The organism is Emticicia sp. SJ17W-69 (assembly GCF_051209875.1).
Taxonomy (GTDB): domain Bacteria; phylum Bacteroidota; class Bacteroidia; order Cytophagales; family Spirosomataceae; genus Emticicia.
Genome location: NZ_JBNTQY010000001.1, coordinates 4326248 through 4342899, shown reverse-complemented (window position 1 = coordinate 4342899; position 16652 = coordinate 4326248). Strand labels below are relative to the sequence as shown.

General features: G+C 37.1%; 12 protein-coding genes. All 12 read right to left on the bottom strand.

Going from position 1 to position 16652, the window contains the following annotated elements; genetic code table 11:
- Nucleotides 1-6 precede the first annotated feature (6 nt).
- The 12 genes from ACQUQZ_RS17605 to ACQUQZ_RS17550 all read right to left on the bottom strand — a co-directional run bounded on the left by ACQUQZ_RS17605 (nucleotide 7) and on the right by ACQUQZ_RS17550 (nucleotide 16590).
- The gene (locus tag ACQUQZ_RS17605; RefSeq protein WP_435356395.1) at nucleotides 7-771 is read right to left on the bottom strand and encodes an SDR family NAD(P)-dependent oxidoreductase; all 765 of its coding nucleotides are present in this window, start codon (nucleotides 769-771) and stop codon (nucleotides 7-9) included.
- 71 nt (nucleotides 772-842) lie between these two features.
- Nucleotides 843-1613: an SDR family NAD(P)-dependent oxidoreductase gene (locus ACQUQZ_RS17600; RefSeq protein WP_435356394.1), complete on the bottom strand. Its 771-nt coding sequence runs from the start codon at nucleotides 1611-1613 to the stop codon at nucleotides 843-845.
- A 71-nt stretch (nucleotides 1614-1684) separates the two neighbouring features.
- Nucleotides 1685-2173 carry a cupin domain-containing protein gene (locus ACQUQZ_RS17595; protein ID WP_435356393.1) on the bottom strand — a complete coding sequence of 163 codons (489 nt, stop codon included), beginning with the start codon at nucleotides 2171-2173 and terminating at the stop codon, nucleotides 1685-1687.
- 1 nt (nucleotide 2174) lies between these two features.
- Entirely contained in the window at nucleotides 2175-4487 is a 2313-nt protein-coding gene (locus tag ACQUQZ_RS17590) for a glycoside hydrolase family 3 N-terminal domain-containing protein (protein ID WP_435356392.1), read from the bottom strand.
- Nucleotides 4488-4522: 35 nt separating this feature from the next.
- A complete protein-coding gene (locus ACQUQZ_RS17585; RefSeq protein WP_435356391.1) occupies nucleotides 4523-5716 on the bottom strand; it encodes an MFS transporter in 1194 nt (397 codons plus the stop codon).
- 35 nt (nucleotides 5717-5751) lie between these two features.
- A complete protein-coding gene (locus tag ACQUQZ_RS17580; protein ID WP_435356390.1) occupies nucleotides 5752-7941 on the bottom strand; it encodes a glycoside hydrolase family 3 C-terminal domain-containing protein in 2190 nt (729 codons plus the stop codon).
- A 12-nt stretch (nucleotides 7942-7953) separates the two neighbouring features.
- The gene (locus ACQUQZ_RS17575) at nucleotides 7954-9684 is read right to left on the bottom strand and encodes a DUF5597 domain-containing protein (RefSeq protein WP_435356389.1); all 1731 of its coding nucleotides are present in this window, start codon (nucleotides 9682-9684) and stop codon (nucleotides 7954-7956) included.
- A 151-nt stretch (nucleotides 9685-9835) separates the two neighbouring features.
- Nucleotides 9836-12709 (bottom strand): TonB-dependent receptor, encoded by a 2874-nt coding sequence (locus ACQUQZ_RS17570; RefSeq protein ID WP_435356388.1) that lies wholly within the window; start codon nucleotides 12707-12709, stop codon nucleotides 9836-9838.
- A 382-nt stretch (nucleotides 12710-13091) separates the two neighbouring features.
- On the bottom strand, nucleotides 13092-13835 hold the full coding sequence (locus ACQUQZ_RS17565) for a hypothetical protein (protein WP_435356387.1): 744 nt from the start codon (nucleotides 13833-13835) through the stop codon (nucleotides 13092-13094).
- Nucleotides 13836-14117: 282 nt separating this feature from the next.
- A complete protein-coding gene (locus tag ACQUQZ_RS17560; protein ID WP_435356386.1) occupies nucleotides 14118-14462 on the bottom strand; it encodes a type II toxin-antitoxin system RelE/ParE family toxin in 345 nt (114 codons plus the stop codon).
- Nucleotides 14434-14658, bottom strand: a complete 225-nt coding sequence (locus ACQUQZ_RS17555) for a hypothetical protein (protein WP_435356385.1) — start codon at nucleotides 14656-14658, stop codon at nucleotides 14434-14436. The genes ACQUQZ_RS17560 and ACQUQZ_RS17555 overlap by 29 nt, the downstream gene beginning before the upstream one ends.
- 132 nt (nucleotides 14659-14790) lie before the next feature.
- The gene (locus ACQUQZ_RS17550; protein WP_435356384.1) at nucleotides 14791-16590 is read right to left on the bottom strand and encodes a DEAD/DEAH box helicase; all 1800 of its coding nucleotides are present in this window, start codon (nucleotides 16588-16590) and stop codon (nucleotides 14791-14793) included.
- Between the last annotated feature and the right edge of the window lie 62 nt (nucleotides 16591-16652).

Below are 16652 nucleotides of genomic sequence, written 5' to 3'. Positions count from 1 at the left end.
TAAATTTTATGCAAAAGCTCCACCATCGACTGCCATACAATGACCTGTAATAAAACTTGACTGGTCGGAGCAAAGCCATAGAACTACATCGGCTACTTCTTGAGGTTGTCCCATGCGTTTCATTCTTTGATGATTTTTGGCTTGCTCTAATGCAATAGGATTTTCTGCCAAATTTCTACGACCGTGCATAATCATTGGCGTTTCGATGGCAGTTGGACAAATAGCGTTTATTCTGATATTTTTGGTAGCATACTCTATGGCGGCTGATTTCACTAAGCCATTCACACCGTGCTTAGAAGCGGCATAAGGCGAGTTTTCTGGTTGTCCAACCAAACCTGCGGCCGAAGAAACACAAACGATATTTCCACCACCTTGTTTCATCATTTGTTCTAACTGAAACTTCACACAATACCAAGTTCCAATCAGATTTATTTGAATTTGATTCAACCAATCTTCTTCAGGATATTCATGTACTGGTAATGATACTTTTCCTGCAATTCCAGCACAATTGACGGCATAATCAATTCTTTCAAAAATGTGAATGGTTGTGTTTATCAAATTAGCAATATCTTCTCTTTTCCCAATATTACATTGCACAAAAATAGCTTCTTGTCCTTTATTTTTTATTTCATCAACTACTAAATTTCCTGCCTCTTCATTGATATCTGAAACGACAACTTTTGCACCTTCATTGGCAAAAGACAAGGCGGTTGCTTTCCCAATTCCTGATGCTGCACCCGTTACTAAGCATATTTTGTTGTTAAATCTCATTTTATTTATTCAATTTTAATTGCTACGAATAGATTGATTCCACACCCCCAAATCGTAATTTCCAATTCTTATCAATTTCCATCACTAATCGTAGTTCCGCCATCAACTATAATATTTTGCCCTGTAATAAAACCACCTGCTTTTGAGGCAAGCATGACGGCTACACCAGCAATTTCCTCAACTTCTCCAACTTTTCGGAGCGGAGTTTGTACCAAACGTTTTTTCATAAATTCTTCATTTTTCATTAAAGATTCCGAAAAAGGTGTATTGATCATGCCTGGCGAAATGGTATTTACTCTAATATTATCTGGACCAAACTCAACGGCTAAATTTCTGGCTAATTCGATTAGCCCAGCTTTTGAAATGCCATAAAGTCCTAAATATCTGTTGCCACGAACCCCAGCGATACTTGCTAAATAGATAATTACCCCATCTTTTTGAGCTTGCATGGGTGGGAGAACCAATTTGGTAAGATAAATAGCCGCTTGCAGATTAATGTTCATTGTTTTCTCGAAATTCTCTTGATTTATTTCTAAAAAACCACCGATTGAAGCGATACCTACACAGTTTACTAAAATATCAATCTTCCCAAAAGTGCTAATTGCTTGCTGAAAAAGAACATCAATGTCACTTTTATTGCCCATGTCACACTCAACTCCAATAGCTTCGATATTTGCCGAACGAAATTCCTCAACAGTTTGTATTACACCTGCTGTATCATTGCTCGAAACTACGATTTTTGCACCAAAAACACCCATTGCATGAGCAATAGCTTTGCCCATACCTGAGGTTGAGCCAGTGATGAGAGCAGTTTTACCAGTTAAATCAAATAAATCTTTCATAGTTAATTGGGAATTGAGCGTTTGGAATTGGGAATTTTTTAATTCCAAACTCCCACTTCCTTATTCCAAATTCAATGTATCATACATTCTTCCAAAGCTACGCCATTTACTTCATACGGTTTTGCTTCTGTTAGTACAAAAACGATTCGGCAAATTTCGTCACTACTCGGATTTCTCCATTGATGAATGGTACCTCGTTGCACGATGATTCCTCCAGCTTCGATTGTTTTAAATACTTGATGATCAAGTTCTAATTCAATTTTTCCACTTAGCACAATGCCATAATCAATACTATTCGTTCGGTGTAAAGGCGATGAAGCATTAGGTAGCATATCTACTACTCGAATTACCGAACCACCTTTGAGAGTTGTTCCTGCATCTCTATTTCTACCGTCAATTTCGTCATTACAATCGGCTGGCACTGTGGCAGTTGTCCAGATAGTTGCCATTGCAGCATCTCCTGTTGGAATCACAATGGTTTCATAAGATTCATCAGAAGTAAAAATGGCTGTGCCATCATTAGTGTGACCTGTAACTACTCTCCTAATCGGATTTTCCATTTTACTTTTTGAATTTTGTAACTCTACCATCGTGTATCACACCTTTCCAGTTCATTCCAAAGCCGAAATCATATTTATTTCCTTCTGAATCTTTGTGAGGAATCATATCATAAGGCACATCCTCAGCTTGTTTTTCAACTGTAATCATGTTGGCAGGCATTTGCATTGGCAAAAGAGCCGAAGGTTCTGTTTTTCCAGAAATTATTTCAAATAGAGCTTGGTCTTGCACCCCAAAATTGACTAAAATAGCTGAAGCATCTTTCTCAATTTCACTAAAAATCATAGGATTTGATGTGAAAATTGACACAATCATGGGCTTACCTTTCATCTTTGCTTTTGTTTCTGCAACCAATTGAGCATCAGCGATATTGGCAGTTTTTGTTGATTTATTTTTATAACCTCTATCATTTGATTTTTCTAATGGATCGCCACCCGCAATACTTTTTTCACGGGCTTCGGTAGCGGTATAATCGCCATATTGTAGGCTTATCGGAAAATAACCATTGCCACCAGCTTTTAAATCATCTTTGTTATAGCCAATCGTTGCAGCAGGATTTTGGATAAAAACTAAGGCAAAATCAGCTTCATCGGCATTGTCGGTTACATTGTAATATTTTTTTACTAAATCAACACTTACAGGATAGTCAGTAGAAGCAGGCGTTTCAACACCTAAGAAATTACGACTGGCTGGCGTGAAACGTTTTGGAACATAAACGGTCTTTTTTGAAGTAATTGGCAACGTTTGCTTCTGATTTTTAAGTAATACAACCGATTTTAATTGAGCTTCGTAACCTGCTTTCATAAATGCAGGTTTTCCAACTATTGACTGGGTTTCGTCAGGATTTAAGTAAGGGTTTTCAAAAACACCTACTCTAAAGATATTTTTCAATAATCTAACAGCCGATTGCTCCATTCTGGCTCTCATTTTAGCTTCGCCAAATTCAGCAACGCCTTTTTTGTAAGCTTCAATGATAGGTTTTGCATCGTTATTTCCTCCAAATTGATCAACACCATTCATTAAGATTTTATAATGACGGTCAACTTCGCTTAGATTTTCAACACCCCAAGAACGCCCATCTAAAAACTGGTCAAGTACTTTGTGTTCGCCAGTAATTCCCCAGTCAGTACAAACTACCCCATCATATTTATATTTGGTACGTAGCAAATCGTTGATTAGGTATTTATTATAGCTATTACCTACATTTTCTTTATTTTTTGTGTCTTGATTCCAAGAAATAGTGTAGTAAGGCATTACGGCAGAGGCTGTTTGTGTTTTTCCTTTCAATTTGAAAGCACCTTGTAAAAATGGAATTAGGTGAGCATTGAAATTATTGCCTGGATAAACTGCATATTTACCTGAACCGTAGTGAGCATCTCTACCGCCTTCTCCTGAACCACCGCCAGGCCAATGTTTCACCATTGCATTTACACTTCCAGCACCCCAACCTGTGAGTGAGTTTTTGGTCGTTTGAAAACCATCACAGTAAGCCTGTCCCATCGCTGCCGAAAGCAAAGGACTTTCACCAAAAGTTCCGTTGAATCTTGCCCAACGAGGTTCGGTAGCAATGTCAACTTGTGGAGAAAGTGCTGTTGTGATACCCAAAGCACGGTATTCAGTAGCTGCAATTTCACCAAACTTTTGTACCAAAGTTGGATCAAACGTAGCTGCCATACCTAAGGAGTTAGGCCACATCGAAATCTCTCCACCTGAAGCGGCATCATATTCGGCTTTTGCTCTTGTACCGTGGCGAGGGTCGGTGCTATTATTGGCGGGAATTCCAAAACCTACGCTTTCACAAAAAGCCTGTAATTTATTGTTCCATTGAGCAGCAATAGCTGGTGTTTGTACGGTCGTAATTAATACATGACGAAGATTATCTTCTTTCAAAAATTTCTTCTGCTGGTCTGTCAAATCGCTGGGGTCAGTTTCGCCTGCTTTGAATGGTTTACCATTATATGTTCCTGCAAAATACCCTCCCGCACGTGCAGGAATAGATTGATGAGCAGAATATAACATCAAACCTGCAATTTCTTCTACACTAAGTTTTGATGATAAATCTTTTGCACGTTGGTCGGCTGGTAAACGCCAATCTTCAAACTTATCAAGTTTGCCATTTTTGTTTAAATCTTTGAATGCCAAACAATTAACTGTCAATATTTTTACACCAGAAGTTGGTGAATAACCAAGGGTTTGTCCGCCTTGATTTTTGATAAGATTAAATGTGCCCTTAGGGGTTTCGTCCCATTTTTTTTGAGCTGAAACCGACATTGATGCACAAAGCATGAGTGCCGAAACAAAATATGTTATTTTCATTTTTTATTAAGATTTAAGAATTCTTTCTTGTAAAACTATTCTTTTAAAGCGTTATTTTCTAATTTAAATATAAACAATAAACCCACTAAAGCCAATGCTGCCGAAACCCATAAAAATGCAGAAGGATCGATTTTATCGGAAAGGATACCAGCTAATGCTGGAACAAGTACACCGCCTACAATTTCTCCTATCGCTGTTATTAAGCCGATGGCTTTGGCTTTCAAATGTTCAGGAACAGATTCGGATGGAATTACGGCTGCCACCAAAGGAATGCTACCCATCATAAAATAAGTAACAAACATAGCAGGCAAATGAATGGTAGAACCAGCCAAATAATATACTGCAAAAGGGAATAATGCTCCCATAATCATAAAAATAATGAGGACTTTTTTACGACCGATTTTATCAGAAAGTGCAGGGACAATAATGGAAGACACAAGACCCGAAACACCCAAAAGTCCCATAGTTTTACCCATATCGTCAGCAGACATTCCCTGAACATTGACGAAGTAATTGGAGATAAATGGTAAAGTAGCAAACCACCAACCGAAAATACAACAAGCTGCTCCGATTCCCCACTTAATATTATTATACTGTAAAAGTTCTGAAATATTAATAGTTGATTTGTCTTTAACCTCAACACTTTCTGCAGTTGATTTCTTGACAAATTTCCAAGCTAACAAGCCTAATAATAAGCCTGGAGCACCAGCTACAAAAAAAGCACTTCGCCAACCGATGTTTTCAGCAATTTGCACTAAAAGTACGGGGGCTAAAATTGATCCAAATAATGCCGAACCAAATGCTTGTAATATACCAGCATTTAAGCCTAAACGATTTGGTGAAGATTCTCGCTCAACAAAGTTCTGTGCCAAAGGAATAACTGGACCTTCAGCAAAGCCCATTACTAAGCGTGCAAGTAATAATGTAATGAAAGATGTAGCCAAGCCCGAACCAAATGAACAAACCGAAAATATAAAGACCGCTATGATGAAAACGGTTTTCTTCTTGTTGTTTGTTTCCGCCCAAGCGGTTGAGAAAAAACTCGAAAATGCCCAAGCCAATGACAAAGCTCCAGCTAAAAGCCCGATTTGAGTATTATTTAAGTTTAAATCTTTGGCTACATAGGGCATCAAAAAATTAAGTGCCAATCGATCGAAAAATAAGCATCCAAATGTAAGTGCCATGAGAAGCACAATGCCGTTTTCGTATGTAAAAAAGCCTTTTTTCATTGTATAAATTAGAGGTTAGGGTTAATTTTCAAAATCTATTTATTCACTGTAAAAGCATTTTGCAATTTAATATGCTGCGATGAACTGCCTACCAAAACTTTTACAGAACCGCTTTCTACTTCCCAAGCAGCAGTTTTATCATTCCACCAAGCCAACGATTCAGCATCAATTTTAAATGTAACCTTTTTAGTTTCTCCCGCCTTTAAATTGATTCTTTCAAAACCTTTTAATGCCTTGATAGGACGAACTATTTTTGATTGAGGATGTTGGATGTACAATTGAACTACTTCATCGCCATCACGACTTCCTGTATTTTTAATGTCCGCTGTTATTGTAATGCTTCCGTTCTTTGACATGGTTGCACTACTTAACTTCAGGTTTGCGTAATCAAATGTACTATAGCTTAACCCATAACCAAAATGATAAAGTGGCTCACCTTTGAAGTACATATAAGTACGCCCGTTGGTAATATCATAATCCATCATGCGAGGCAGTTGGTCAAGTGATTTTGGCCAAGTTTGCACCAATCTTCCTGCTGGATTATAATCTCCAAATAAAACATCTGCAATGGCAGTACCTTGTTCCTGAGCAGCGTGTGTAATGTGCATAATGGCTGGCACATGAGCTTGACTCCAATTGATGGCATAAGGAAAACTGGAGGTAAGCACAACGATGGCTTTGGGATTTACAGCGAAAACTTCTTTTACTAAATCTTCGGCAGGTAGGTCGAGTGATTGTCTGTCACGGCCTTCTCTTCCTTCTCCACATTCTTTGCATTCTTTGGTAGAGCTATCAAAGTTAAAAGCTTCACCAAGGTTTTTTGTTCCACACATTGGATCGTTTCCTATGACTACAATGACATAATCGGCTGATTTTGCAGCATTTACCGCAGCATTGTATTCATTATTAGGAACAAATTTAATATTTACATTCGACCCCAATTTGTTTTTCAAGCCTTGCAAAATACTGATTGCATAAGGAGTAGCTCCGCTGTAAAAATCAAATAAAACAGAGTCGGCATGAGGTCCAATTACAGCAATTGTTTTTATGTTTCCTTTATTTAATGGCAAAGTATGATTAGTATTTTTGAGCAAAACTACCGACTCACGAGCTACTTGAAGTGCTACTGCTTTGTGTTTTTCCGAGTTCCAAGGCTCAGATTCTCCATTAGTGCCAATCGTTTTATAAGGGTTTTTATCAGAATTATCAAGTAAGCCTAACTTCAATGATGCTTTTACTTTACCTCTAATCGCTTTTTCAATATCTGTTTCTGTAAGCAACTTATCGGTCAAAGCCTTATTGATATTTTTGCTTAAACCACCAAAATCAAGAAACTGATTCATCCCCAACTTAATAGCAGCAGCGACTGTCTCTTCTTTAGTTTTGAAATACTTATGCTGATTTGATACATGGTCAACGGCAAGAAAATCGGAAGATATAATCCAATCGGCTCCCCATTCTTTTGCTACCACATCTCTCAACATTGGATGAACTGTCATTGGGATACCATTCCAAGCATTGTAAGAAGCCATGTATGATTTTGCACCGCCTTTAGTAAAAACCATTTGGAATGGGGCTGCATAATATTCTCTCATGAGTCTGTTGTCAAAATTCGATGATGACCTCCCACGAGTAGTTTCGTTGCTATTGGCAAAGAAGTGTTTGAGTAATGAACCAGCCATCCAATAATTAGGATTATCACCTTGAATACCTTTGCTAACTGCTGTTGCCATCGTTCCAACCAAAAATGAGTCTTCACTATAACTTTCATCATTTCTTCCCCAGCGAGGATCACGGGCAAGGTCAGTGGTTGGTCCCCAAAGTACCAATGATGATAGTTTGTATTTTTCATTTTGTGTAGCATACCGAGCTTCGTAAGCCATTACATTGCCCGCCCTTTTCATTAAAGCAGGATTCCAAGTAGCTCCCATGCCATAGACTTGAGCAAAAGATGTAGTAGGAATTGGCTTTGCACCCATCTGAGGCGGTTTTACTAATGCTTGGTGAATTCCTTCAGCACTACCAGGCGAAGCGATATTCAAGCGAGGAACTTTATAATCAAAAATAAAAGCAACTTTCTCTTCAAGTGTCATCAAAGAAATTACATTATCTACTCTTTGCTCCATCGGCAAATCTACGTTTTGGAAAGGATAAGTTTGTTGTGCTTTTAAACTAAAAATGCTACTGAATAGCAGAGCAAAGGATATAAATATGTTGTTTTTCATGATGTTTCGCTATTAGAATCTGTATAGTCTGATTTTTAATGTTGTAATTTTATCTCCTGCCAAACTAACTTTTTGTTCATCACCATTCCAGCGTTTGGTGGCTACGAATTTGTCATTTTCAAAATGGCCTTCATCAATCGAAAGAAAACCGAGATGATTAAATTTTATTCCATCCTTTAAAGCAAAGTCAAGTTTTACTCCATAACCAACTATATAGAATTCATCAGAAGCATTTTGGATGACGATGGCCGAGCCGATTTCTTCTGGAAGCGGCCCAAATGGCCCTGCTGGCATAGCCTTAGCTTTGTCTTCTTTTGTCTCAGTACTTGGTGGCCCAAAAGACATTTTAGCTTTTCCTGCCTCCTCTAAAGATTTACCAAAATCAATACTAAAACCTGGTTTTCGAGAGCTACTTGCCACCAATTTGTAATCACCCAAGTTTAGTTCTTGTTTTTCTTTAATAGGATTAAGATAAACACCTTTCATTTTATCACTTCCATAGTTTTGAGCTATGACATTGGTCATTTGTGAAATGGCTTTGTAAGTGCTTTTCAGTAGATTCAAATTATTGATATTTTCTTTACTTTTCATTCTTTCGCCATCAATTCCAAATGGGGCAAAACCCAAAGCATTATATTTTCCAATAGCATAGAATGCTCCTGCGGGCATTAGCGAACTTTCTGGAATAAAAAGGGTGTTGCCATTGGAAGTGTAAGCATCAAAAAGTTCGTCGTATTCAATCGTATAGACATTGGGCGAGTAAAAATCTAAAGCCTTGCCACCAGCTCTGTAAGCATCCAAAACATGTGGATTGATGGTAGCATGTGGGTAAAAGCCTCTTTTATTGTATAACCAACCATTGCAAAAAGCAGGAAGATTATATATTTTTCTGCCTTTTTCAGCTATATAATTGATGTACTTTGAATAGTAGTACGACATGAACAACTCCTCCGTGTAGAATTTGTACTCACCTTGCTCAGTACTTTTGCCCAATATTTCTTCCCAAGTGCCTTGGGTCTTGTTGCCATTTGCTGCCCACGCTTTTTCGAGTGCAGGAAAAAGTTTTCCTTTATTCGCTTTTAAATAGTTGAGCATTTCAACAGGCATTGGACTTTGCCAAGCTTTTAAGGCATCTGTAGACAAATCACGATAGTTTTCAAAACAACCTGGCTCATTTTCAACTTGGGTCATGATAATGGTATGTTGTTTGTCCACCTCTTTGATGTGTTGCATCAAGGCAGCGTAAGCTTTTGCGTCAGCGTTGCGGTTTTCGTCACTAAAAGGCGACAGCATCTCTAATGTTTTTCCATTTTCGAGAGTGTATCGTTGGAAGCGTTTAGGGTTAGTTTTTACCCATTCAGGTACATAAGTAGAGGCGGTACTTTTCCATGCACCAAACCAAACTAAAACCACCTTGATATTTTCTTTTTTAGCACCAGTAATCACCTCATCTACCAATTGAAAATTATATTGTCCCTCTTTTGGTTCTAATAATTCCCAGTAAGCGTAAGCCAAAACTGTGTTGAGGTTTAAGTCTTTCATTTCCTTCCAAACTTTGCTCAAGGCTACTTTGTCCGAGCCTGTGGAATTGTGCAATTCTCCACCTAAAATGATAAATGGTTTGCCATCCACCATTAGTTTGACAGCATTACCTGTTTTATCTAAATGAGGAAGTTGAGCATGAGAGATGACTGAAATGATAGTCAACAAGCAAGTGATTGTTACTTTAAGTTTAGTTTTCATTGGTTGAATTTTTTTGTCAAATTTATCTAATAAGTAAAGGTGCAAAATAGGTCAAATGCTTGTGTTAAAAATGCCTGTTTTTTTCATAGTTTTATTTGGCTAAAAACCACCTTGCTTTTGACAAGGTGGTTTTTGGCATTGTTTTTATCAATCAAAACTTATAGCTCAGTGTCAAGAAATAAGCCCTTGGCATCGAACCTTGCGTTGAATAAACGGCATTTTGATTAGCAGCTACAAACTCTTTGGTGAATCCTTGTCGATTTAAGGCAGCAGGGAAACCACCTGGACCAGACCAACCCAACACCCCATAAACATTTGTAAGGTTATTGATATTGGCTTGTAATCTTAGTTTTTTGCTTAAATCATAACCAATACTTAAATCTAATTGACCAAAAGCTGGCATTTTGAAAGCATTTGGGACATTTGCTTGACGAGCCCCCATATAATAATAGTTGAACAAAGCATTGAATTTACCTTTTTGATACATTGGCGTAATACCAAACATCAACTGAGCATTGTTATCAGTTTCATTTCCTGAAAAATCAAGTAATACATCTTTGCTGGCACTCACACCACTGGCAATCCAAGTTTTGTATTCTACAGCTTTTGAATTTTGAATAGTCGCTTGAGCTCTTACACTAAAATTAGGGTTAACTATATAAGTACCTTCCAATTCTACACCAAAGGTTCTGAATTTTCCATATTGTGTAGTAGGGTTATACGTTTGCCCGTTTGCATCTTGAAATCCAAATTGTAAGTTTGGAACATTAGATAAAAGACTATAAAAAGGCGTAACATTTAAAGAATATTTTGATTTTTTAAGCTTCAATGCTCCTTCAATTTGTTGAATATTCTGAGCTTCTGTATTCAAGCTATTAATCAGGAACTGACTTGTGGCCGAAAAGAACTGACCAATTTCAGGGGCTTTATTTCCATTGGCATAGCGAACATAAACTGCTGCTCCTTCATTAATTTTATAGTTTAAACCCGCTGAAAATGATACTGTTTTGATAGTTTTATTAAATGGAAGAGGGGTACCTACACTTCCACCACCATTATCATAAACCGTCAGAGGATTACCATCTGTACCACCCCATGTTGGATTGAATTCGTTAGGATTGCGAGTAACAGGTACATTTGAACCAGCATAATTGGTATGTTCATAGCGTAAACCCCAATCAAGATTCAATGCTGGAGTAATCGCCCAATTGTGACCAAAAAATAAAGCAAGCTGAGATTTTTTAGCATTTGAAGTAGTAATACCTCCTCTGCCTAAGTCCATGAAACCATTTGGGTCGGTAATTTGATATGTTTTACCATCTAAACCTTTAAGCTGAATATCAACCAAATGTGGTTGGTCTTGCATGGTACCGACACCTACGCCCGAATCTTCTTGTCCACCTACTCGGTCAACTTTTGAATTGGCATAAAAAGCACCAAAATTGAAGCTCATTTTATCTAATTTCTTTGAAACAGCAAACTGATTCATGAATTCGTTGATGGCAATATCTTGGTAGAATAAAGGCAAGAAGAATAATGAATTTTTCTGAATATTTGCCCCTGGGAAATTGTTGTTTGCTCCAGGAATAAAGTTAAATCCAGCAAAATTTCCATTGATAATATTTGGTACCATCGTAATTGTGCCGAGGTTTTGACCCGTTACCTTATCATTGAAAATATAAGTACCCAAATGCCCTGTTTGTAATAAATGTGGTAAAGCATAAAAAATAATACCATCTGTTGCATAAGGTGTAACAACGGCTGGCACATTACCAGTCATATTTTTGACAGAGTATTTACCATCATTTTTGATTGTCCAACCATTTCCTAAGTCTTGTACCCAGTTCAAACCAAAGGTTTTATCTCGGTTATAATATTTGTCTTTTGAATTGAAAGTAGCAGAACCAGTATTATTGATAGGAATTTGCATTGAAAAAGCAGGCAAATTATAAGAATCAGTAATTGATAGTCCAGACATCACTTTTGGGTTATCCCAGCCTTGTGAAGGTATAAATTCAGATTGTGCATTGTGGTCGTCAAGCACTTTTACAAATAACTTCAAACTTCCCGATGAATAGTTTTTAAGAATATTGGCCTTGATTTGACCACCATTATTGCTGGCATAACCAGGGTATCTTGCTCCATTTGACGTTCTATAAAAGCCTCCAATATTATAAGTGAGCGAACCATCTTTGCTCAACGGCCCACCGATATTGGCATCAACACGATAGAACGGATTTTTACCATTACCTTCTAAACCATATTTTGCTCTTACCTCGCCTTGTGTGGTTTTTCCACCTGTTTTTGAAACATAATTAAAGATTCCACCTGGAGCATTAGCTCCTAAAATCGAAGCAGTTCCACCACGAACAGCCTCCAAACGTTCCGTTGTAATATCGGCTCTTAGATAATTATCTGTTCCATAATTTACATTCATCAATGGTAAACCATCTTCTTGCATTGATACATAATAATAGCCCGAAGCATTATCAATAGAGTTAGCGGCAATACCTCTTGAATAAACTGTATTGGCAATTTCTCCACGGGCATTATTGACATAAACCCCAGGAATATTTCTCAGTAAATCGGCGGCACTGGTCGGTGCTAAAACTGACATTTGTTTGGCGTTTAATGTTGAGATAGCCACTGATGATTCCATCTTTGTACGTTTATCAAAAACCCCTGTAACGACAACTTCATCCAAATCAGCTTGATTCTCTTGCATTTGGATAGTCAAACTACCCGTTTGTGGCACATTTACTTCAATTTCTCTTGAAGAATAACCCAAAAATGAGATGCTTAATTTATAAGCACCATTGGCTACATTATCAATCGAAAATTCACCGTTTGCATTTGCTGTTGTACCTTTGGTTGTACCTTTAATTACGATTGATGTACCTACCAAAGCCTCATTCTTAGCATCTGTAACTTTACCTGAAATTTTGTTCTGGGCAAAAGCCATATTGCCAATTAAGACCAGTACCAAGACTGACCAGATTTTTGTTGAAGGTAGTAATGTTTTCATCTTTGAAATAGAATTGGTATTATTTTACTAAATAGTAGTACAAATTTCAGTTTAATTTGATGAACTTGTGAATCAAAAAAAAGCCAATTTGATTCAAAATCAATCAATATGATTTTTATCATTTTATTTTGTACAAAAAAATGTAATCTATTTTCAGATGATGAAGAAAAACAAAAGGGTTTGGGAGCTGTTCTAAGACAAATGAAGAGATTCAAAGAACCAATATTTATTCAATAATATTCAAAAAGAAGGAAACTTGTGTAAGAAGGAAAAACGTAATAAGCTTTATAAATTTGTTACTCGTTTAGATTATTTTTTAGACTGCTTATTTTAAAAAGCAGTATTGATAGCAATTGGTTTTGTTTGTTGCTCATTAAAATTTCTAACTATTCAAATATTTGTTAGGGATATTTGCAGGCTGATAGTCGATATGATAGGTAGCTTTGAGCAATAATGAAACAACCGCATAGACATCCTGCTCTGTTCTTTGAAATTGCCGAAGAAGACCCATCATCGCATAACTTATTGGATTCACCGAAGGAATAAATGTTTCCCATTCATAGCTTTTACCCCAAACAAGCCCCTTAACGATGAGAGTTAAATCAGCTTTTTGAGAAATAAAATAATTTAGCATATCAATAGATAAATTCTCATGTTGATTGACCGTATGAAAAATCGGTGTATGTCCACCAAAACCATTTTTATCTAAGCCTGCTTTGGCATTAATATCGGCACCGTGTTTTACAAGAATCTTAGCACAGGATAAATGATTATATTCAGCACAAATATGCAATAGCGAGACTCTGTATAAGGGCGTGAAAGTAGAATTAAATGAATATTTTTTTAGTAATGCTTCTTTATTGATAAACAATTGAGCGTCCAAAGCAGTAGCGTCATCTAATAAGACTGCCAATAATACTTTATCTTCAAACTCCAAATTATTGTTTACAAATACTTTGATACATTCTTTAAATAATGGCCCACGAGCATACATATTTATCAAACCATCAATCAATGGTTTGCCATTGACGATAGCATTTGGATTAACACCATTGTCAAAGCACTCTTGTATTCCTTCCACTGAGTGCAATTCAAAATCAATTAATATTTTTTGTAAATAGTCCATGTTATCACGATTTTACTAATTTTATATTAGTAAAAAGCTGATAAATTTACGATAAAAATTGGAGATAATGGCAAAAGGCTTGATAAAATGCTGGCCATAATTTTACACTTGAATCTATTTTTTTGATAGAAAAACACTTAGGTATAACCTTAATTAAGTTGTATGAGGAGGTGATAGTTTGATGTTTTATGAATTTGAATAAAATGTTTCCCAAACCCACAAAAAAAGCGAAGCAAAAGTCTCGAAAAACTTTCACTTCGCTTTTATAAATCTCAAAAGCTGTTACTTAATATCTTTAAGTCTTTCTTTCAGCTCTTTATCGCTGATGTTTTCCATCTCTGATTTATCGTAAATAGCAATCAAATATACTTTTTCTTTGACAACTTTAACATTTGTAATGAGCCTCGCTCCTCCACTTTTTCCCTGTCCTTTACTCGAAATAGACATTCTAATTTTGTAACAGTCTTTGCCAAGTGGTTCGCCTTGTTGGGGATTGGCAAGTAAACTATATAACATATCTTCGTAATCCTTTTTAAGCGAAGGGTATTTTTTTGAAAGTTGCTTTAAATCTTTCTCGAACGCTGCAATAGCTTCAATTTTAAAGTTCATTGAGTAAATCAAAAGCATTTTTTAATTTAATTTCACCAGCCAAATCTTGATTTACTTGCTCTACTCGTCTTTCAAATGAATCAAGAAATTCCTTTTTTAGCTGTTTTTTTTTGTTTTGCTCCTTCACTTCAGACTTAATTCTCATTTTAGTGAGCATCGTTTGCACAAAATGAAGCTCTTCAATATTTTTAGGTTTAACAATGAGCGTTTCCATTAGTTTGTTTTTTTTACAAATTAAATAAATAAACACGTAGAATTCAATAAGAAATTTGTAACAAAAAAAGCGAAGCAAAAGTATCGAAAAACTTTCACTTCGCTTTTTTACTATCGTCTATTGACTTATTTATTACTTAGCAACTTCCATGCTCACTTGGCGAGCATTGATAGTTTTGCCTTGCATTCCGTCCAGTACACGTTTTACGTCTGCTTGTGGTACTTCAACAAAGCTAAATTTGTCATAAATATCAATTTGTCCAATCGCACGACCAGCAATACTTGTTTCAGAAGTAATAGCACCTACAATATGATTGGGAGCAACATTATCTTTGCGACCTAAGCTCAAAAACAAACGTACCATGTCGGCATTGCCCGAGCCACGAGTACCTGTTTCACGTCTTTCTCTTGGTTCAAAACGACGTTCACGTGGAGCAAAATCACGGCTTCCATTCTCTTCACGGCGACTTCCTTCACTTCTAAATCCACCTGGAGCTCCTTCACGGTTGAATCCACCTTCACGACGGCCATAAGCTGGAGCTGGTCTTGAATCTCTGCTATTTCCACCAAAACGACCATCTCTGTCATTGCTTCTTGGCTCACGGTAGCTATCAGATAATTGATGGTCAGCAAAATCGCTTTTCACTGCACCAACTTGCATTTTGATTAAAGCAGCCATTATCTGAGCATCAGAATAACCTTCTTCGCTCAATTGAGCAATAATTCCATCGAAAGAAGCATCAACACCTGCTGTAAGGGTTTCTTTTACTTGCTCAACAAAACGGTTGTGGCGAGTTTTTACTAATTCGTTGAAAGTAGGAATAGTTCCTTGCTCAATTTTAACTTTCGTATAGTTTTCGATGTTACGTAAAGCCCCTCTATCACGAGCTGAAATAAACATAAATGCTTTTCCAGTTTTTCCTGCACGGCCAGTACGGCCAATACGGTGAACGTAATATTCTAAATCTTGTGGTACATCAAAATTGAAAACAGCATCAACACCCGATACGTCAATTCCACGAGCCGCAACGTCAGTTGCAACCAAGATAGTGGTTGTTCCTGCACGGAATTTACTCATTACTTGCGTACGTACTTGTTGACGCATATCACCGTGTAAGCCTTCAGCAGCATAGCCACGGATCTGCAAATCACTTACGATTTCATCAACTTTTGATTTGGTATTAGCAAAAACCAACATTAATTTTAAGTTATGCACGTCAATCAAACGTGTCATTACTTCCATTTTCGCTTCTCTACGAACTGAGAAGTAGAATTGCTCAATGTTTGCATTTGAAACCTCTGTTTTCAAAGTACGAACAATCTCAGGATTTTTCTGGAAACGTTTCGCAATTGAAAGGATTTCTGGTGACATAGTTGCCGAGAACAATACTGTTTGACGTTCTGTTGGAGCAAAAGACAAGATTTTTTCAATATCTTCTCTGAAACCCATATTCAACATCTCATCAGCCTCATCCAAAATCGCCAATTTAATATCACTCAATATTAAGGTTTTGCGGTCGATGTGGTCCATAATACGACCAGGCGTACCAACCACAATTTGTGAACCTTTTTTCAAAGCCAAAAACTGACGCTCGTACGATTCTCCACCATAAATGGCAGCTACGTTGAGGCCTCTTTTGTACTTTGCTAATTTTTGGATTTGTTCTTTTACTTGAAGAGCCAACTCACGAGTTGGACACATAACTAATACTTGTGTACTTTTACTATCTACATCTACTGCTTCGATGGCAGGAATACCAAAGGCAGCTGTTTTACCTGTACCAGTCTGAGCTTGTCCTATGAAATCGCCACCACGCATTACAACGGGAATAGCTTGAGCTTGAATAGGTGTTGCATCTGAAAAACCCATTTCTTCAACTGCACGAAGGATGTACTCTGAGACCGGAAGGTCAGAAAATTTTACTTGTTCCATTAAGGATAAAATGTTTTAGTCGGAACGTCACTGTCGTCCTCACGCAAAACCGTGGATTGCCC